The sequence below is a fragment of the Variovorax sp. Varisp36 genome (assembly GCF_047304235.1).
Classification (GTDB): domain Bacteria; phylum Pseudomonadota; class Gammaproteobacteria; order Burkholderiales; family Burkholderiaceae_C; genus Variovorax.
Window position 1 is genome coordinate 14,345 of record NZ_JBGLYU010000050.1, and the last position, 17,471, is coordinate 31,815.

General features: G+C 66.8%; 18 protein-coding genes and 2 pseudogenes. 11 read left to right on the forward strand and 9 right to left on the reverse strand.

Going from position 1 to position 17,471, the window contains the following annotated elements:
* The first annotated feature begins 69 nt into the window (after positions 1-69).
* Positions 70-672 (forward strand): LuxR C-terminal-related transcriptional regulator, encoded by a 603-nt coding sequence (locus ACCD11_RS23655; protein WP_007837193.1) that lies wholly within the window; start codon positions 70-72, stop codon positions 670-672.
* Between the two features lie 84 nt (positions 673-756).
* Here the strand turns inward: ACCD11_RS23655 and shkS are convergent, their stop codons facing one another.
* The gene (gene shkS, locus ACCD11_RS23660; RefSeq protein ID WP_007837192.1) at positions 757-2,172 is read right to left on the reverse strand and encodes a surface-behavior sensor histidine kinase ShkS; all 1,416 of its coding nucleotides are present in this window, start codon (positions 2,170-2,172) and stop codon (positions 757-759) included.
* Positions 2,173-2,340: 168 nt separating this feature from the next.
* On the opposite strand from shkS, the gene ACCD11_RS23665 reads away from it, so the two are divergent.
* Positions 2,341-2,742, forward strand: a complete 402-nt coding sequence (locus tag ACCD11_RS23665) for a phage holin family protein (RefSeq protein ID WP_056593660.1) — start codon at positions 2,341-2,343, stop codon at positions 2,740-2,742.
* 40 nt (positions 2,743-2,782) lie between these two features.
* Here the strand turns inward: ACCD11_RS23665 and ACCD11_RS23670 are convergent, their stop codons facing one another.
* Genes ACCD11_RS23670 through ACCD11_RS23685 form a run of 4 tightly spaced genes read right to left on the reverse strand, consistent with a single transcriptional unit; the run spans position 2,783 to position 7,426 of the window.
* Positions 2,783-3,895, reverse strand: coding sequence for a substrate-binding domain-containing protein (locus ACCD11_RS23670; protein ID WP_007836015.1), 1,113 nt, complete (start codon positions 3,893-3,895; stop codon positions 2,783-2,785).
* Positions 3,892-4,989: an ABC transporter permease gene (locus tag ACCD11_RS23675; protein ID WP_413315674.1), complete on the reverse strand. Its 1,098-nt coding sequence runs from the start codon at positions 4,987-4,989 to the stop codon at positions 3,892-3,894. Before ACCD11_RS23675 ends, ACCD11_RS23670 begins: the two co-directional genes overlap by 4 nt.
* Complete coding sequence (locus ACCD11_RS23680) at positions 4,986-6,506, reverse strand: sugar ABC transporter ATP-binding protein (protein ID WP_413315676.1); 1,521 nt, start codon at positions 6,504-6,506, stop codon at positions 4,986-4,988. The genes ACCD11_RS23675 and ACCD11_RS23680 overlap by 4 nt, the downstream gene beginning before the upstream one ends.
* The gene (locus ACCD11_RS23685; protein ID WP_413315677.1) at positions 6,503-7,426 is read right to left on the reverse strand and encodes an SMP-30/gluconolactonase/LRE family protein; all 924 of its coding nucleotides are present in this window, start codon (positions 7,424-7,426) and stop codon (positions 6,503-6,505) included. Before ACCD11_RS23685 ends, ACCD11_RS23680 begins: the two co-directional genes overlap by 4 nt.
* A 274-nt stretch (positions 7,427-7,700) precedes the next feature.
* Between ACCD11_RS23685 and ACCD11_RS23690 the strand changes: the two genes are divergently transcribed.
* Positions 7,701-8,711, forward strand: a complete 1,011-nt coding sequence (locus ACCD11_RS23690) for a LacI family DNA-binding transcriptional regulator (RefSeq protein WP_413315695.1) — start codon at positions 7,701-7,703, stop codon at positions 8,709-8,711.
* Between the two features lie 191 nt (positions 8,712-8,902).
* Positions 8,903-9,202 carry a tannase/feruloyl esterase family alpha/beta hydrolase gene (locus ACCD11_RS23695; RefSeq protein WP_413315678.1) on the forward strand — a complete coding sequence of 100 codons (300 nt, stop codon included), beginning with the start codon at positions 8,903-8,905 and terminating at the stop codon, positions 9,200-9,202.
* On the opposite strand, the pseudogene ACCD11_RS23700 reads toward ACCD11_RS23695, so the two are convergent.
* Positions 9,156-9,284 (reverse strand): annotated as a pseudogene (locus ACCD11_RS23700) (LysR family transcriptional regulator); the annotation flags it as partial. The gene ACCD11_RS23695 and the pseudogene ACCD11_RS23700 sit on opposite strands and share 47 nt — an antisense overlap.
* Before the next feature lie 57 nt (positions 9,285-9,341).
* Here ACCD11_RS23700 and ACCD11_RS23705 point away from each other — a divergent pair.
* The gene (locus tag ACCD11_RS23705; RefSeq protein WP_413315679.1) at positions 9,342-9,506 is read left to right on the forward strand and encodes a hypothetical protein; all 165 of its coding nucleotides are present in this window, start codon (positions 9,342-9,344) and stop codon (positions 9,504-9,506) included.
* Positions 9,507-9,712: 206 nt separating this feature from the next.
* On the opposite strand, the gene ACCD11_RS23710 is transcribed toward ACCD11_RS23705, so the two are convergent.
* The gene (locus ACCD11_RS23710; RefSeq protein WP_237726130.1) at positions 9,713-10,354 is read right to left on the reverse strand and encodes a TetR/AcrR family transcriptional regulator; all 642 of its coding nucleotides are present in this window, start codon (positions 10,352-10,354) and stop codon (positions 9,713-9,715) included.
* Positions 10,355-10,453: 99 nt separating this feature from the next.
* On the opposite strand from ACCD11_RS23710, the gene ACCD11_RS23715 reads away from it, so the two are divergent.
* Both ACCD11_RS23715 and ACCD11_RS23720 read left to right on the forward strand, forming a co-directional pair.
* Positions 10,454-10,870, forward strand: a complete 417-nt coding sequence (locus tag ACCD11_RS23715) for a 4-oxalocrotonate tautomerase (RefSeq protein WP_413315680.1) — start codon at positions 10,454-10,456, stop codon at positions 10,868-10,870.
* Positions 10,871-10,950: 80 nt separating this feature from the next.
* Positions 10,951-11,346 carry a VOC family protein gene (locus ACCD11_RS23720; RefSeq protein WP_042673837.1) on the forward strand — a complete coding sequence of 132 codons (396 nt, stop codon included), beginning with the start codon at positions 10,951-10,953 and terminating at the stop codon, positions 11,344-11,346.
* 256 nt (positions 11,347-11,602) lie between these two features.
* Here the strand turns inward: ACCD11_RS23720 and ACCD11_RS23725 are convergent, their stop codons facing one another.
* Positions 11,603-12,259: a dihydrofolate reductase family protein gene (locus tag ACCD11_RS23725; RefSeq protein ID WP_413315682.1), complete on the reverse strand. Its 657-nt coding sequence runs from the start codon at positions 12,257-12,259 to the stop codon at positions 11,603-11,605.
* Between the two features lie 194 nt (positions 12,260-12,453).
* Positions 12,454-13,455 carry an AraC family transcriptional regulator gene (locus tag ACCD11_RS23730; RefSeq protein WP_413315684.1) on the reverse strand — a complete coding sequence of 334 codons (1,002 nt, stop codon included), beginning with the start codon at positions 13,453-13,455 and terminating at the stop codon, positions 12,454-12,456.
* A 195-nt stretch (positions 13,456-13,650) separates the two neighbouring features.
* Between ACCD11_RS23730 and ACCD11_RS23735 the strand changes: the two genes are divergently transcribed.
* The 4 genes and pseudogenes from ACCD11_RS23735 (at position 13,651) to ACCD11_RS23750 (ending at position 17,463) form a co-directional block, all read left to right on the forward strand.
* The gene (locus ACCD11_RS23735) at positions 13,651-14,442 is read left to right on the forward strand and encodes an SDR family oxidoreductase (RefSeq protein WP_413315686.1); all 792 of its coding nucleotides are present in this window, start codon (positions 13,651-13,653) and stop codon (positions 14,440-14,442) included.
* Between the two features lie 34 nt (positions 14,443-14,476).
* A complete protein-coding gene (locus ACCD11_RS23740) occupies positions 14,477-15,715 on the forward strand; it encodes a styrene monooxygenase/indole monooxygenase family protein (protein WP_007836034.1) in 1,239 nt (412 codons plus the stop codon).
* 14 nt (positions 15,716-15,729) lie between these two features.
* Positions 15,730-16,968: pseudogene (locus ACCD11_RS23745) on the forward strand (styrene monooxygenase/indole monooxygenase family protein); the annotation flags it as partial.
* A 33-nt stretch (positions 16,969-17,001) separates the two neighbouring features.
* Positions 17,002-17,463, forward strand: coding sequence for a flavin reductase family protein (locus ACCD11_RS23750; RefSeq protein ID WP_256220245.1), 462 nt, complete (start codon positions 17,002-17,004; stop codon positions 17,461-17,463).
* Positions 17,464-17,471: the final 8 nt, after the last annotated feature.

Genomic DNA, 17,471 nt, shown 5'->3' on the forward strand with positions numbered 1-17,471 from the left:
GCAAACCCATCGGCTTACCTGCCGGTGAGCAGGACGAGAGAAGACGGTGCGATCACAAAGGAAGAAAACATGAGCATTTATGTCATCGACGACCACCCCCTGATGCGCGACGCGATCGTGATGGTCTTGCGGCGCTTGCGCCCGGCCGAGAACATCGTCGAGCTCGAGCGCCTCGACAAGCTCGCGGGCTCTGTGCAGCAGCGTGGCGCGCCGACCCTCTTCTGCCTGGACCTGAAGCTCCCGGACACCAATGGCGTGTCGGGCGTGATCGCGGTCAAGCAGGTCTATCCGAACGTGCCGATCGCCGTGTATTCGGCAGCGCCGTCCGCGGACATGGAGGACGCCTGCATCGAGGCCGGCGCCGACACCTACATCGAGAAGTCGGCCAGCTCCAACGAGCTGGCGGCGGCGTTGCGCGGCCTGCTGATGGCAGGCTCGGAAGACGAAGCCGACGAGATGCCGGCCGCCAACAGCGGCAAGCTCTCGAAGCGGCAGACGCAGCTGATCGCCATGCTCGACAAGGGCATGAGCAACCGCGACATCGCCACCGACCTGGAGATCAGCGAGCACACGGTGAAGGTGCACCTGTGGCGCCTGTTCCGCAGGCTGGGCGTGAAGAGCCGTACGCAGGCGCTGCACTACGCGCGCACGAACGGTTTGCTATCTGGTTAACCCCCTCGGGGTTTCTGGAAATGAAAAACCGCGCATCAGCGCGGTTTTTTTATGGGCGGCGCAAGAGCACATGAGGACGATTGCTCAACCACCCGACGCACTCACCCGCGCCTGCGCCACCGCCTCGTCGGCGTCGTGCAGCGCCACCCGGAACACGCTGCCGCGGCCCAGGCGCGAACGCACGCTGACAGGGTGGCCCAGCACGTGCGACAGCCGCGCAACGATGGCCAGCCCGAGGCCGAAGCCGTCGGAGGTGCCGGCATGGTCCGCCACCTTGTAGAACTCAAGGAACACGTCGCGCAGATGCTCGGGCGCGATGCCGATGCCGGTGTCCCACACCTCCACGCGCAGGCCGTCGCGCGTCTGCCGCGCGGCCAGCAGCACGCCGCCTTCCGTCGTGTACTTGATCGCGTTGGCCAGCAGGTTGCCGATCATGCGGCGCACGCGGATCGGGTCGGTCAGGAACGAGCCCTCGCACGCGTGCACGCGGAAGTCCAGTCCGCGGCTCTCGGCTACCGGGCGGTATTGCAGTTCGAGGTCGTGCAGCAGCTCGGACATGTCGACCCGCTCGACGTGCAGGCGCACCTGGCCCGAATCGATGCGCGCCAGGTCGAACATCGAGTCGAACAGTGCATTCACTGCGTGCGTGGCGCGCACGATCTTGGGCGCGAGCTCCAGCACCAGTTCAGGCTCGTTGCGCAGCCAGTCTGCGTACAACGAAAGTGCCAGCACCGGCTGGCGCATGTCGTGCGCAGCGCTGGCCAGGAAGCGGTTCTTCATGGCCACGGCCGATACCGCCGCCTGCCGCTGCTGGGTCAGCGACTTGATCAGGATATGGTTATGGAACAGCAGCTCCAGGCTGTTGCGCGCCGTCTCGTGAATGTGCCGCCCCGCCCGCAGCAGCAGGAACCAGTGCAGCACCGGCAGCACCGGCATCAGGTAGCCGAACTGGAACTGCGGATGCTGCAGGGTGATCGAGGCCAGGCGCAGCAACACCGCACCCAGCATCGTGATGAACAGCGTGTTGACGTAGCGCTTGAGCAGCGGCGGATGCAGCGCCAGCCCGTTGAGCGGAAAGGTGCCCACGCCGGCCACGATGAGCCAGCTCATGAACTGGTTGACTTGCGGCGTGCGCTCGAAGAACAGCAGCACCGAGAGGCCCCACACCACCGCGCTGGTGCTCCAGACGAAGCCATAGCGTTCCGTGAACTGCTGCTGCGCCGCCGCACTGCGCCCGGCATAGCGCACCGCGTAGACCTGTGCGCCCCAGGCGCGGCAGGCGGTGGCGAGCAAGCCTGCCACCAGCCAGGTCAGCAGTTCCCAGCGGGGCACGTAGGCCCAGCTCAGGCCGACCATTGCCGGCATCAGCGCACCCGAAACGAAATACGAGCCCTTCGCAGAGCGCATGAGGCTGCGAATGAGTTCGCCGCGCACCCATGATTCGGCTTCGTCGGCCGAAGCCGGGGCGGGGGTCATGCTGGCGATCGACGCATTGGCCATAAGACCGGGGATCTTAACGGGCCGCCCAACATCGTTTCACCAGGTAACCTTCGAAAACGGCGCCCGCCGATCCGGACCTTAAGCAGGAAGGATTCATGCCCTGCCGGCGGGCGGGGTGGGCACAGGCACCCCGGCTAACATGGCATCTGCTTGTGCAACCCGAACCCCATGCTGAACAACCTGACCCCCTTCCTCATCCACTGGGCCATCACCGCCCTCTCTCTGTGGGTGGCCAGCCACCTCTTTCGCGGGCTCAAGTTCGACAGCACCGGCGCGCTGGTGGTCTCGGCGCTGCTGCTGGGCCTGGCCAACGCGATCGTCAAGCCGCTGCTGATCGTGCTCACGCTGCCGCTGACGCTGGTGACCTTCGGGCTCTTCCTGCTGGTCATCAACGCGCTGATGATCCTGCTGGTAGCCGCGCTGGTGAAAGGCTTCCGGGTGTCGGGCTTCTGGACCGCGCTGTTCGCGAGCATCTTCATCTCGCTGCTGAGCATCTTCATCGGCTCGTTCGTCACGGGCAGCGACCCGGCCGAGAAGGTGCAGATGCCGCAGAGCGGCAACTGGCTCTGAGCGCCTTCGCGCTCAGGCGGAAGACATCGAGCGACGCGCCCTACTTGCCCCACACGGCCTTGTACTTGTCGCGATACCCGTTGTCCGGATCGAACACATTCTTCGGCCCGCCGTCCTTGCCCACGTTGCCCACGGTCACGAGGTGCACCCTGGGCACGTAGCCCGACCACTTCTCCTTGGCGAAGGCGCGGTTGAGTTCGTCGACGATCTGCCAGCCCTGCATGTTCAGCGGCTCGGGCACGGTGCCGGCCTGGAAGCGCTGCGTGCGGATGCGCTGGTACGCGGCCTCGGAGCCGTCGCCGGCCGACACCGCCTTCGGGTTGCCGTCGCCCTTCTTGCCGGCCGCGGTGAGCGACGGGCCCATGAAGTCGAAATACAGGTCGTTGATGGCCAGTGAGTGCGTCCACTTGTCGCCGAAGCGCTGCAGCAGCGAGGTGGTCAGCTGCGGCATGCGGGTGGAGCTTTCGGCGATCGGGCTGTCCTCGAAGCTCAGCACGGTGCAGCCGCCGCACTTCTTGATGACGGCCTCCATGGCGCGCGCCTTGTAGAGCGCAATCGCGTACTGCGAGTCGGTGAAGATCACCACGCCGGCCTTGCCGTTCGAATCGGCCACCACCCACGAGGCGGCGACGTCGGCCACGTCGTCGGTCACCGTGGTCACGTTGGCGAAGAGGCCCGCCTTCTCGTTGGGGCCAGGCTGCTCGCCCGAGTGCCAGCCGACCAGCGGAATGCCCGACTTGGCCGCGCCCGAGAACGCGGCCTTCTGCTCGGTGGTGTCGAAGCCGCCGACCACGATGCCGGCCGGCTTGACGGCCAACGCCTGGTTGAGCGCGGCGGTGCGGCCGCTCACAGTGCCCTGCCCGTCGATGACGCGCACCGTCCAGCCGATGGCGCGTGCCGCTTCTTCCACACCCTTGCTGACACCGACGATGCCGCCGTTCTTCATGTCGCCCGCGACGAAGACGATGGTCTTGCCGGCGGCGGCCTTCGGGCCGGCGGTGGGGCCGTCCCATTTCTCCTTGGTCATGGTCGCGACCTCGACCTTCTGTTTCGCCGCTGCGAGAAAGTCGTCGGCCATCGCTTTGTGCGCCAGCGTGGCGGCGCACAGGGCCAGCACGGCGGCGGCCGCGCGTGCGTGAACACTCTTCTTCATGCTTTGTCTCCGGTGGTTGTGATGGGAACGGACTGCACGTGGTCGAGCTGGCGCTCGGCGATGCGCCGCTTGATCGAGCGGTTGCGCCGCTGCTGCGCCCAGCCCGCGATGCCGATGGACACCAGCAGCGTCAGGCCGTTGAACAGCGGCTCCACATAGAAGGCGCCGCCGAACTGCTGGATGCCCGAGATGCCGATGGCAAGAATGGCCACGCCGACCAGCGTGCCCCACACGTTCACGCGGCCGGGCCGGATGGTGGTGGAGCCGAGGAAGGCGCCGACCAGCGCCGGCAGCAGGAATTCGAGCCCCACGCTCGCCTGCCCGATCTGCAGCCGCGATGCGAGCAGCACGCCCGCGAAGCCCGACAGCAGCCCCGACGCGACGAACGCGCCCATCACATGCCTGCGCACCGAAATGCCGTTGAGCTGCGCCGCCTTCGGGTTCGCGCCGATCACGTACAGCGCGCGGCCCAGCGGCGTGAATTCGGTGACCACCCACAGCGTGAGGCTCACCGCGAGCACGTAGAACGCGCCCACCGGCAGCCCCAGCAGGCTGCCACCCGCGATGCCGACGAAACCATCGGGCAGTTCGCCCACCACCTGCCGACCGCCGCTGTGCCACATGGCCACCGCGTAGATCACGGTGCCGGTGCCCAGCGTGGCGATGAACGAATCGATCTGCGCGAGCTCGACCAAGAGCCCGTTGAGCACGCCGAACAGCGCAGCGCACAGCAGCACGACGAGCACTGCCGCCGGCCACGGCAGGCCGAGCTGCGTCTGCAGGCTGATCGCGAGGATGTGCCACAGCACGATGCCGTAGCCCACCGTGAGATCGATCTTGCCGGTGATCATCGGGATGGTCGCGGCCAGCGCCAGCAGCGCGATCACCGACTTGTCGGCCAGGATCGCGCGCAGGTTGAACAGCGTCGGGAAGGTGTCGGGCAGCAGCAGCGAGAACAGCAGCGCCAGCGCCACCATCAGCACCACCAGCCCGTAGACCGGCATCGCGCGGCCGATGCCCTGCGCGAGGGAGATGGCCTCGCCGTCGAGGGACTTGTCGGGCTCCAGCGCCGTGGACTTGATCGAACTGCTCATGCTGATATTTCCTCGCGCGTTGCCGCGCCTGCTGCCAATGCCAGGAGTCTTTCAACCGTGATCGCCTCGCCCGTGAGTTCGGCGGCGATCAGGCCGTCGCGGAACACGAGCACGCGCGTGCACACGGTCGCGATTTCCTCGAAGTCGGTGGAGACGACGACCAGCGCCGTGCCGGCCTCGGCGCGCTCGCGCAGCACGCCGTAGATCTGCCGCTTGGCGCCGACGTCCACGCCGGCGGTGGGCTCCTCGAGCACCACCAGCGGCTTGTCGAGATGGAACCAGCGCGCCAGCACCACCTTCTGCTGGTTGCCGCCGGAGAGCTGCTGCACTTCGGCCGAAGGCGCGGGTGGGTTGATGTCGAAGCGCTGGATGAGCGAGAGCGCGTGGCCGTTCTCGCGGCGCGGGCGGTCGAAGGCCAGGCCGCGGTCGCCGTGCAGCGCCGCGTTGGGGAAGAGATTCTCGAGCACGGTCATCGAGCCGGCGAGGTTTTCCTCGAGGCGTTCACCCGCCACGTAGGCCACGCCCGCTCGAATGGCGTCGGCCGGGCAAGTGAAATCGCATGCATTGCCGAGCAGCTGCATGCGGCCGGCCGACAACGGCTCGCGGCCGAAGATCGCGCGGCTGATGGCCTCGTGGCCCGCACCGCGCAGGCCGACGAGGCCCAGCACCTCGCCGCGGTGCACCGCCAAGCTCAGCGGGCCGGCGTTGCCGCTGGCCGCACCGTCGAGCTGCAGCACGGGCTCGCGCCGCGCCGGAGCCTTCGCCTTCTGCACCGAAGCCGACAGCGCCTTGCCCACGATGAGCCCGACGAGCTCGCCTTCGTTCGTCTGCGTCGTGGTCTTCACGGCCACCAGCTTGCCGTCGCGCATCACGGCCGCGCGGTCTGAAATCGCCATCACCTCGTCGAGCCGGTGCGACACGTACAGCATCGCCATGCCCTGGCGGCGCAGTTCGCGCAGCACGCCGAACATGCGCTCCACGTCGCTCATCGGCAGGCTGGCCGAGGGCTCGTCGAGCACCAGCAGCCGCGCCTTTACTTCGAGCGCGCGGCCGATGGCGAGCAGCGATTTCTCGGCGCGCGTAAGAGAGAACACGCGGCGGCCGGGGTCGATGTCGCAGCCCACGCGCGCCATCACGCGGCGCGCCGTGTCGTTCGCGGCCTTCCAGTCGATGAGGCCGAAGCGGCGCGGGTAGCCGGTGCCCAGGCCCACGTTCTCGGCGACCGTCATCCATTCAATGAGGCCGAGGTCCTGGTGGATGAAAGCGACCGGCTGCTCGCGCCGGTCGCTGCGCCGCCAGTCGGCCTGCGGCTTGCCGTCGAAAAGAATCTCGCCCTGGTCGGCGGGATGGATGCCGGCGAGCAGCTTGATGAGCGTCGACTTGCCCGCGCCGTTCTCGCCGAGCAGCGCGAGGATTTCTCCGGCGCGCACGTCGAGCGTGACGCTGTCGACGGCCTGCGTGCCGCCGAAGCGCTTGCTGATCGACTGGAACTGCAGCAGTGGAGAAGCGGTGCTCATGCGCCAGCCGCCCCGCGGGTGTTCAGGCGGATGCGGTAGAGCGAGGTCGAGGCGCACACGTACAGCTCGTTGCCGTCGCTGCCGCCAAAGGTCAGGTTGCCCACCTTCTCCGGCACCGCGATGCGCGCCATGCGCGTGCCGTCGGGGTGGTAGACCTGCACGCTGTCGGCGCTGCTCGTGTAGACGAAGCCGTGCACGTCGACGCGAAAGCCGTCCGCGAGCCCCGGCTCCACGACCGCGAACACGCGCGGGTTGCCGAGGTCCTGCCCGCCGATCACGTCGAAGGCGACGATGTGGTGGTGCCCCGAACCGTCGGTGCGCAACGCGGCCGACGTGTCGCTCACGTAGAGCAGGCTTTCGTCGGGCGAGAAGGCCAGGCCGTTGGGCTCCTCGACGAAGTCGCTCACCGAGCGCAGCGCGCCGCTCGCGGGATCGAAGCGGAACACGTGGTTGCGGCCCAACTCGCTTTGTGCCTTGTGCCCTTCATGGTCGGACACGATGCCGTACGGCGGATCGGTGAACCAGATGCTGCCGTCGCGCTTCACGACGATGTCGTTGGGCGAGTTGAGGCGGCGGCCCTGGTAGCGGTCGACCACGACCTCGTCGTTCAGAGGCAGCAGCCCCGAGCCGAAGCGCGTGCGCACGATGGCACGCCGGCCGTGCGAGCAGTGCAGCAGGGAGCCATCGGCTTCGCGCGTGTGGCCGTTGGTGAACTCCACGCCCTCGCGCCACACGCTCATGCCGGCCTCGGCATGCCAGCGCAGCATGCGGTTGTTGGGGATGTCGCTCCACAGCACCGCGCCGTCCTCGCGCATCCACACCGGGCCTTCGCTCCAGGCAGCGCCGGTGCACAGGCATTCGAGCGGGCCGGCATCGCGGGCGACGGAGGCAAAACGGGAGTCGAAGACTTCGATGGTCATGGCCACAGCGCTGGTCCCTGAAGTTGGGGTTCGCAGTGTGCACTCGAAAAGATACCGGTAACCTAGGTCTTTCCCGTACGCCTATTTCGCCATCTTTCATTCTTATGAAATCGTAATTCGCTGTATTCTTTATGCATCAAACTCGGCGAATCAAAGGTTATCGGTATCAGATGCTGTGTCGCATATCCTCGAACCCGCATTTCCGAGAGAGAGAAAGAAGAAGCCCTTGCCCTCAAACAAAGCCACCACCGCCCCCCTCGCCCGTCCTGCGACGATGGCCGACGTGGCCGCGCGCGTCGGCGTATCGAAGATGACGGTGTCGCGCGCGCTCAACCGGGGCGCGAGCAGCGACCGCGTGACCTCCGAGGCGCTGCGCCAGCGCATCCTGCAGGCCTGCGAGGAAATGGGCTACGTCATCGACCAGACGGCGCGCACCTTCTCCAGCAAGCGCTCGGGCTTCATCGCGGTGCTGATCCCCTCGCTCAACAACTCCAACTTTTCGGAAACCGCGCAGGGCATCACCGCGGCCGTCGAAGCGCGCGGCCTCCAGGTGCTGCTGGGCTACACCGACTACCGCGTGGAAACCGAAGAGCGCCTGCTGCGCGCCATGCTCGCGCGCCGGCCAGAGGGCGTGATCCTCACGGGCGGCTCGCACACGCCCGCCGCACGCGCGATGCTGCAGGCCGCCGGTGTGCCAGTGGTCGAGACCTGGGACCTGCCCGCCACGCCCATCGAGCACACGGTCGGCTTCTCGAACGCAGAGGCCGCGGCCTCGATGGTGCGGCATCTGCACGGCAAAGGCTACCGGCGCATCGCCTTCATCGGCGGCACCTCGAACCGCGACACGCGCGGCGCCGACCGCCAGCGCGGCTATGCGCAGGCGATCCGCGAACTGGGTCTGCCCGACGGCCACGTCATCAGCTTCGGCCAGCCACCCATTTCGATGGCGCAAGGCGGCGAGGCGGTGGCGCAGCTGATTCGGCAATGGCCCGACGTGGATGCGGTGATCTGCGTGTCCGACCTCTCGGCCTTCGGCGCGCTGATGGAATGCCAGCGCCGCGGCTGGGAAGTGCCCGGCCGCATCGCGATCGCGGGCTTCGGCGACTTCGAGGTGGCACGCGCCTGCCACCCGCGCATCACCACCGTGGCAGTGGATTGCGTGGGCATCGGCAAGGCGGCCGGAGAGCTGCTGCTGCGCGTGATCGACGGCACGCGCGAAGGGCAGCGGCCGCCTGCGGAGACGGTGCTGATTCCGTTCCACATCGAGCAGCGGGAGAGTTCGTAGGCCCATGCCGGATTGGCTTTCGCTTCAACATGCCTACGGCGATGCGGCCGATGTGCCGGCCCTGCTCACGCCACGGCTTCCACTTGCGCCCGCCCGTGTAGCGTTGAGTTTGGAAGAATGAGCGCCTGATCGGGGCAGCCCGGGCGCGGGCTGGCTGCCCCCGCTTTCCTGCGGGCCCACGGCGGTGCACGGTGAGGCAGCTACCATCGCCGAAAAACCAGGAGACACTGCCGATCTGCATCGACCTGCTGGCCGCCATGGATGCCTGGGTCGAGAGGGGCACTGCGCCCGACCAGCTGGTCGCCACCCAGTCGGCGGCAGACGGCACCACCGCCATCGCCAGGCGCCCGTTCTGCGAGTTTCCGAAGTTCCCGCGCTACAACGGCACGGGCGACCCGAACAAGGCCGAGAGCTTTACCTGCTCTGCAACCCGAGGCCGGTCTTCTAGCCGTTCAGTACGAGAGACTCCTCCGGATACTGCCCGCACATGAATTCGACAAACGCGCGAACCTTCGGCGCGGGAAGTCGTCGCGATGTATGCAGGACCCAGAGCGCGACCTCCACGCCCGAAATCGAGAGCCTCGACATTCCGGCGACCATCCTTCGCCCCGCCTACTTCATGCGGCCTCGATGGCGCCGTCCTGGCTTGCCTACGACATGCGCTTGATGATGGCGGGGATTCAGAAGTTCGGCATGCATGGCGCGGACGGCGCAGCGGATCGCCTGCAGGCCATGCTCGGTCGTCCTCTGCGCAAATACACCGACTTCGTCAAGCAGGCCATTGCCGCGTCGTAGCCCCGGCTTCGACCCGGTCGGAAACCTGTGGGGCATCGAAGAAGGCCAGACGAAAAGAACAGGAAGGTGGCGAACATGTTTCATGGTGGATGAGGCTCCGCAAGCGACTCTCAAGAAACGATCAAGCCTTGCATCATGGTCCGGCCATGAGGCGACGTTCGATGCCTCCCGTCAGTTCGCCAGGAAGCGGACCTTACAGATCCCACTCAGCTGGGCTTTGACCGACTCTTTCCGCCTGACGCGCCGAGCAATGCGTGCTCCGTCCCTGCAGCGATCTGGTCCGCGAAGGCGCCGTTCCCAACGGCACGCGCGAGCGTGACAGCGCCCGCCAGCGAAGAGAGCGCGGCGCATGCGGCTCCGATATCCCGTGGCGCACTGGGTGAGGCGGGGCCATCGACGATCGCCTGTGCAACGTCGCGCAAAGCCTTCTCAAACGTCGTACGGGAGGCTTCGTCCGATCGTGCCACTTCCGCCGGCATCGTCTGCAGCGTGCAGCTCTCTGACAGGTCACAGGTGCGCTTCGCGCTGAGGTAGAAGCGCACAAACTCCGCCCACCAAGCGCGTCCGTGCTTTTCTTGAAAGTACAGCACGCCACCTCGCAATTCGGCCATGCCTTGTGCGACCGACTCTCGGAATGCGTCAGCCTTCGAGTCGAAATGAACGTAGAAGGCACCCGATGTCAGGCCTGCTTCCTTCGCCAGGCCGTCCACCCCGATCCCGCCGAATCCGGCTTTGCGAAACCCGCGACCTGCGCCCTCCAGGATGCGCTGCCGCGTCTGTACCTTCTGTTCGGACCTTGACACGAGGAGCTCCTTCGACATGTGAAGTCGACGATTGTAGTTGTTCAAAACACGATCGTTATGTATTATCGAATAACGGTCGTTACTTGAAATGCCCTGCAGATCGCAGCGTGTGAGTCGACACCGTTCCTTCCACTTGGAGTACCCATGCCACTTACGCTCACCCTCACCGAAGGCGTTCTCCCCAAAGGCCAGGAGAAAGTCGCGTTCAGCCGCCTGTCCGATGCCATGCTCAAGTGGCACGGCCTTACAGGAAACAAGGCGTTGACGCCCAACATCGTTGGCTCGATTCACGTCTTGCCGAAGGAGCACACGTACTCCGGATCAAAGGAGGCCTCCGTGGCCTTCGTCGAATGGAAGGTTCCATCCTTCGCGTTCGCCAGTCGGGATGTGCAAGTCGGCTACATCGAAGAAGCCACGAGCATCATTCATGAGCTGTCTGGCGCGCACCACCCGAAGGAGCGCATATGGGTCAACGTGGTGCACGCGGTGGACGGGGCCTGGGGCATTGCCGGGATGGCCCTCACCAATGCGCAGCTCGGCGAAGGGGCCGCTTCGGCCTGACACATCCGCGGGGCAGCAACACGGTCTCCCGGAGCGGTGCGGACCTTGTCGTAGCCCCGTGCACATCCAACTACGCCATCATGCAACTCTCGAACTATCTGTTCTTCACCACAACCTGCGATCAGGCTCTGTCTTTCTACACGCAATGCGGTCTTGGCTGTGTCGTCGAGGTACTTCGCTACGGAGTCGATGGCATGCCCGTGAAGAACGAGGCCATGCGCGGCAAGGTCATGCACGCGAAGTTTGAGGGACCGGGCCTGCTCTTCTATGCCTCAGACAACGAAGACGCTGAGCCGATGCGGGGCTCCGCGCACTTGCTCGCGATGGACGACCGAGATTCCACGGACAAGCTCTTCCTGGCTCTGGGTGCTGGCGGGACAATCACGACCCCCTTGGGCATCCAGTCCTGGGGCGACTACTACGGCAAATTGACCGATCGTTTCGGTGTTCAGTGGATGTTGAATTGCGCTGAGTGAGATCGTTGGCAGCGCACCTGTCGAGCACGGCCTTCTTGGTCAAGGTCTCCTTCGGAGCAAGCCGACGGTCGGCAACGGCCCCAGTCGCCGGCAACCCTTCGGCTGCAGCCGGCGCAATGTGATCCGAACCCGTCATTCACTGTGGGCGGACTGGCGGCACATTTCGCTCCAAAATAATTGCCGCGTTCGGCCAGGAGCGGGCGTTCGGCAGATGACGTGACAAGATCCTGTCGACATTTAAGCCGCGGCTCCCACATCAAGGCGCGCTGCGGCGCAGGAACACATGCGTGGCTCGCTCGCCTGCCACCTGCCGTTCGCAGCGGTAGCCCAGCGCCGGCAGGTCCAGGCCTGCGAACAGCGCCTCGCCCTTACCCAGCAGCACTGGCCGTACGGCCAGGTGCAGTTCGTCGATCAGCCCGGCCTTCAAGTATTCGCGCACGGTGGCCACGCCGCCGCCCACGCGTACGTCGCGCGCACCCGCGGCGGCTTGCGCCAGCGCCAGCGCCTCATGGATGCCGCCAGTGACGAAGTGGAAGGTGGTTCCGCCCTGCAGCGTCAATGGCGCGCGGGCATGGTGGGTCAGCACGAAGACCGGCACGTGGTATGGGGGCTCGTCGCCCCACCAGCCTTTCCAGCTCTCGTCGGGCCAAGGACCGCGCACCGGCCCGAACATGTTGCGCCCGAGGATCCATGCACCTATTTCGGCGAAGCCTTGTTCGGCGATCTCGTTGTCGATGCCGATCTCGCCGTTGGCCTCGCCCGTCTTGTGCATCTGCTGCCAGACGCGCGTAGGAAAGAACCAGTCCATGAGTTCGGGACCGCGAACGCCAAGCGGGTTCTCCAGGCTCTGGTCCGGGCCGGCCGCGAAGCCGTCGAGCGAAACGCCGAAGCTGCGCACGAGCAATCGGGTCATGGAGCGTCTCCCAAAAAAACAGCCGCAGTTTAGCGCCGGCGGCGCCCAACGGGGGCAACAAGGCTAGCGGCAAAGTTCGCGAAGGAGAACGCGGCAGTGGAGATGACTGCAACGCTCGCTCCTCATCTTCGGCTGAGTCGCAGGAACGTTCTACCGGAACAGCCGCCCTTGAGCGCGCGCCCCGCAGAACTCCCTCAGCGCCCCACCGCTCCGCGCGCCAGAGTCTCCGACGGCCGCTCCCCAAAGCGTGCACGGTACTGCGCAGCGAAATGGCCCAGGTGCAGAAAGCCGTATTTCTCCGCGGCTTCACGTACGCCGCCATTGCTTGCCGCCGACACGAGCAGCTCGGCCCGCACCCTGTCGAGCCTGAGCTCCCGCAGGAATTCCATCGGCCCCTGGTCCGCGTGCTGGCGAAACGCCAGCTGCAGCGCCCGCGCGCTGCAACCGACTTCGCTGCATATGTCGGCCAGCGACAAGGGCTGATCGGCATGCGCCGCCATGAAATCCTGCGCCCTTCGCACGGCGCGCGGCAGCAGGCTGCGTTGCGCATCGCTGGCCAGGGCACGCGAGTGATTGTGGCCGGCCGACATCAGCAGGCTGGACATCAGGTATTCCTCGGCGTGCTCCGCAAGGCGGCTGCCGGCCTGTAGCGCATTGCCGCTGGCTTCGAGCGTGAGCCGCAGGTAGTCGATAAAGTGCACCAGCGGCGCGAGCGCCGGGTTGTCGAGCGGCACGCCGAGGTCGAACACCAGCGCCTGCCGCACGGGCGCCTGCAGCATCGACTCGAGCCGCGACAGCAGCGCCGCCCGGGCCAGCCGCACGATCAGGTGCGGGCTGTCGTCGGCCCAGCGCATGGAGAGCGGCTCGGTCGGCGACGGCATCGAGGCAAGGCTGGGCGTGGCGTCGATCCGCTGCGCACCGCAGCGGATTTCGGCGCCGCCGCGCAACGGAATCTGCAACAGGAAGAAATCCTGCAGATAGCCCGGCTCGATCTGCACGCCCGGGCCGTACTGCACGTAGTTGAGGCTCACGTCACGGTGCAGGCGCGCGCTGTGGTGGCAGGCGTCGAGCTCGGTGCGGGGCCGCAGCATGGTGAGGCCGTGCGGGCAGAACACGCGGGCCACGCTTTCGCGCGCCTCGTCCATGTCGTGGCTCTCGAACAATCGATAACGCTGCAGCGGCAGCCGGGGGGTCATGGCAGCGGTTTCCATGGGGCCAGGCCACCCTAGCAAAAAGCATCCCAGCCCACAATTCGGATCGCCCCTCGGCAAAAACATGCGCGCCAGGGACAGGGCCTGCGCTTGCGGGATGCGCCGGCGCCCCCTCGCCTCCTAAGGTACGACCCACGGGCCAACCCCGGCCCGGTCGATCCACCAAGGAGAGCAAGCGTCATGTTCAAGGGACTCGAAGGCAGGAGCGCCATCGTTACCGGCGGCTCCACATTGATAGGGGCCGGCGTGGTGCGTGCACTGCACGCGGCCGGCGTGAAGGTCGTGATCGCGGACATCGACGCCGGCAACGGGCAGGCGCTGGCCGATTCACTCGGCACCGGCGCGTGCTTCGTACACACCGACATCACCGACGACGCCCAGGTGGCGGCGTGCGTTGCACAGGCGGTGGAGCGGCACGGCGGCGTGCACTTCCTGATCAATCTCGCGTGCTCGTACTTGGACGACGGCTTCAAGTCGCCGCGCGCCGACTGGCTCACATCGTTCAACGTGAATGTGGCGAGTGCGGTGGCGATGCTGCAGGCGGTGCATCCGCACATGGCCGCGGCAGGCGGCGGCGCGGTGGTCAATTTCACGAGCATCTCGTCGCGCGTGGCGCAGACGGGGCGATGGCTCTACCCGGTCAGCAAGGCCGCGATGGCGCAGCTCACGCGCAACATGGCGATGGACCTTGCGCCCGACCGCATTCGCGTGAACAGCGTGTCGCCAGGCTGGACGTGGTCGGCCGTGATGGACCGGCTCAGCGGTGGCGACCGGGCCAAGACCGATCGCGTGGCCGCGCCCTATCACCTGCTGGGGCGCGTCGGCGATCCGGATGAGGTGGCGCAGGTGGTGCTGTTCCTGTGCTCGGACCACGCGAGCTTCGTGACCGGCGCCGACTACGCAGTGGACGGCGGCTACGCCGCCATGGGCCCGGAGCAGGCCGTGCCCGCCATTCCCAGGTTGATGGACTGACCGGCAAGCAAGCAAACAGACAAGGAGCAAGGCAATGAAGCGAATCGCAATCGTCGGCGCGGGCCAGTCGGGCCTGCAACTGGGGCTCGGCCTGCTGGGCGCGGGCTACGAGGTCACGATGTTCAGCAACCGCACGGGCGACGACATACGCAGCGGCAAGGTGATGTCGAGCCAGTGCATGTTCCACACCTCGCTGCAGATCGAGCGCGACCTGGGGCTGGACCATTGGGCGAAGGAATGCCCCACGGTGGACGGCATCGGCCTGGCCGTGCCGCATCCGGAGCAGAAGGGAGCCAAGGCCATCGACTGGGCGGCCCGGCTGAATTCGAGCGCGCAGTCGGTCGACCAGCGCGTGAAGATCCCGGCGTGGATGGCGGAGTTCCAGCGCAAGGGCGGCGAACTGGTCTTCAAGGACGCGGGCATCGACGAGCTCGAGACCTGCGCGCAAAGCCACGACCTCACGCTGGTGGCGAGCGGCAAGGGCGACATCTCGAAGCTGTTCGAGCGCGACGCCCACAAGTCGCCCTACGACAAGCCGCAGCGCGCGCTGGCGCTGACCTACGTGAAGGGCATGGCGCCGCGCGAGCCATTCTCGGCCGTCTGCTTCAACCTGATTCCCGGCGTCGGCGAGTACTTCGTGTTCCCTGCGCTGACCACCACGGGGCCCTGCGAGATCATGGTGTTCGAGGGCGTGCCCGGCGGGCCGATGGACTGCTGGGCGGACGTGAAGACGCCGCAGGAGCACCTCGCGCGCAGCAAGTGGATCGTCGACACCTTCACGCCGTGGGAGGCCGCGCGCTGCAGTGACATCGAGCTGACCGACGACAACGGCATCCTCGCAGGCCGCTTCGCGCCCACCGTGCGCAAGCCGGTGGCCACCCTGCCGTCGGGGCGCAAGGTACTGGGCCTGGCCGACGTGGTGGTGCTCAACGACCCGATCACCGGGCAGGGCTCGAACAACGCGGCCAAGTGCGCCGACTCTTACCTGAAGAGCATCCTCGCGCGCGGCGACGGTCCCGGCGATGCGGCGTGGATGCAGCAGACCTTCGACCGCTACTGGTTCGGCTACTCGCAATGGGTCACGCAGTGGACCAACATGCTGCTTGCGCCGCCACCGCCCCACGTGCTCAAGCTGCTCGGCAGCGCCGGTGCGATGCCGCCGCTGGCCAGCGCGATCGCCAACGGCTTCGACGATCCACGCACCTTCTTCCCGTGGTTCGCGGACCCGGTGGAGGCGGACCGCTACATCGAGACCTGGGCGGCCGCCGCCTGACGCGGGTACAGCGTATGACAAGACGCGTGGCCATCGTCGGCGCCGGGCAGTCCGGCATGCAACTCGCGCTGGGCCTGCAACGGGCCGGGCACGAGGTGACGGTTTTCTCGAACCGCACGGCGCGGGAGATCTTCGAAGGGCCGGTCATGTCCAGCCAGTGCATGTTCGAGACCGCGCTGCAGACCGAGCGCGAGCTCGGTCTGGACTTCTGGGCCGGTGAATGCCCGTGCGTGGAAGGCATCGGCATGACGGTGCGCAACCCGCAGGGTGGCAAGGCCATCGAATGGAGCGCAAGGCTCGACGGACCGGCGCAGTCGGTCGACCAGCGCATCAAGATCCCCGGATGGATGAATGCGTTCGAGCAGCGAGGCGGCCGCCTCGTGCTGCAGGACGTGGGGCTCGGCGAGCTGGATGCATGTGCGCAAACGCACGACCTCGTGGTCATGGCCAGCGGCAAGGGCGAGATCTCGAAGCTGTTCGAGCGCGATGCCGAGCGCTCCCCGTTCGACGCACCGCAGCGCGTGCTGGCCCTCACCTACGTGAAGGGCATGCTGCCGGCGCAGCCGTATGCGCGGGTGTGCTTCAACCTGATTCCCGGCGTCGGCGAGTACTTCGTGTTCCCTGCGCTGACCACCACCGGCCCGTGCGAGATCATGGTGTTCGAGGGCGTGCCCGGCGGGCCGATGGACTGCTGGGCGGACGTGAAGACACCGAAGGAGCACCTCGCGCGCAGCAAGTGGATCCTCGACACCTTCCTGCCCTGGGAAGCCGAGCGCTGCCGGCACATGGAACTGGCCGACGACAACGGCGTGCTCGTCGGCAGCTTCGCACCGACGGTGCGCAAGCCGGTGGCCACGCTGCCTTCCGGGCGCAAGGTGCTGGGCCTGGCCGACGTGGTGGTGCTCAACGACCCGATCACCGGGCAGGGCTCGAACAACGCGGCCAAGAGCGCCGACATCTGTCTCAAGCGCATCCTCGAGCACGGCGACGCGCCATTCGATGCCAAGTGGATGCAGCAGACCTTCGACCGCTACTGGGAAGGCTATGCACGCTGGGCCACCGCATGGACCCACAGCCTGCTCGCGCCGCCCCTGCCCCACGTGCACAAGCTGCTGCAGAGCGCCACGCACATGCCCCCGGTGGCGAGCACGCTGGTCAACGGCTTCGACGATCCGCGCACCTTCGCGCCCTGGTGGTTCGATGCCGCGGAGGCCGACCGCTTCCTGGAAGCCAGGGCCCGCGAGGCGGCAGTCGACCGGTTCGACCGCCGCGACTTCCGCAAGGCGCTGGGCCAGTTCTCGACCGGCGTGACCGTCATCACCACGCGCGCCATCGACGGGCGCCGCGTGGGCATGACGGCCAATTCGTTTTCATCGGTGTCGCTCGACCCGCCGCTGGTGCTGTGGAGCCTGGCCCGCAACGCACCGAGCGTGGCGGATTTCACCGGCGCCAGCCATTTCGCGATCAACGTGCTGGCGGCGCACCAGCATCACCTGTCGCGCCAGTTCTCGACGCCGCAGGCCGACAAGTTCGGCGGCGTGGATTGCTGCGAGGGCACGGCAGGCGTGCCGCTGCTCAACGACGTCATCGCACGATTCGTCTGCCGCAACGTGCGGCAGTACGATGGGGGCGACCACCTCATCTTCATCGGCGAAGTGGAGCGGTACGACCGCTTCGATGGCGAGCCGCTGGTCTTTCACTCAGGCTACTACCAGGTGACGACGCGGCACCCGGAATGTTTGCAATAGAACGCACA

Coding starts and splice junctions, on each gene's coding strand:
- ACCD11_RS23655 (WP_007837193.1), top strand. CDS start 70: ATGAGCATTTATGTCATCGACGACCACCCCCTGATGCGCGACGCGATC.
- shkS (WP_007837192.1), bottom strand. CDS start 2,172: ATGGCCAATGCGTCGATCGCCAGCATGACCCCCGCCCCGGCTTCGGCC.
- ACCD11_RS23665 (WP_056593660.1), top strand. CDS start 2,341: ATGCTGAACAACCTGACCCCCTTCCTCATCCACTGGGCCATCACCGCC.
- ACCD11_RS23670 (WP_007836015.1), bottom strand. CDS start 3,895: ATGAAGAAGAGTGTTCACGCACGCGCGGCCGCCGCCGTGCTGGCCCTG.
- ACCD11_RS23675 (WP_413315674.1), bottom strand. CDS start 4,989: ATGAGCAGTTCGATCAAGTCCACGGCGCTGGAGCCCGACAAGTCCCTC.
- ACCD11_RS23680 (WP_413315676.1), bottom strand. CDS start 6,506: ATGAGCACCGCTTCTCCACTGCTGCAGTTCCAGTCGATCAGCAAGCGC.
- ACCD11_RS23685 (WP_413315677.1), bottom strand. CDS start 7,426: ATGACCATCGAAGTCTTCGACTCCCGTTTTGCCTCCGTCGCCCGCGAT.
- ACCD11_RS23690 (WP_413315695.1), top strand. CDS start 7,701: ATGGCCGACGTGGCCGCGCGCGTCGGCGTATCGAAGATGACGGTGTCG.
- ACCD11_RS23705 (WP_413315679.1), top strand. CDS start 9,342: ATGGCGCCGTCCTGGCTTGCCTACGACATGCGCTTGATGATGGCGGGG.
- ACCD11_RS23715 (WP_413315680.1), top strand. CDS start 10,454: ATGCCACTTACGCTCACCCTCACCGAAGGCGTTCTCCCCAAAGGCCAG.
- ACCD11_RS23720 (WP_042673837.1), top strand. CDS start 10,951: ATGCAACTCTCGAACTATCTGTTCTTCACCACAACCTGCGATCAGGCT.
- ACCD11_RS23725 (WP_413315682.1), bottom strand. CDS start 12,259: ATGACCCGATTGCTCGTGCGCAGCTTCGGCGTTTCGCTCGACGGCTTC.
- ACCD11_RS23730 (WP_413315684.1), bottom strand. CDS start 13,455: ATGACCCCCCGGCTGCCGCTGCAGCGTTATCGATTGTTCGAGAGCCAC.
- ACCD11_RS23735 (WP_413315686.1), top strand. CDS start 13,651: ATGTTCAAGGGACTCGAAGGCAGGAGCGCCATCGTTACCGGCGGCTCC.
- ACCD11_RS23740 (WP_007836034.1), top strand. CDS start 14,477: ATGAAGCGAATCGCAATCGTCGGCGCGGGCCAGTCGGGCCTGCAACTG.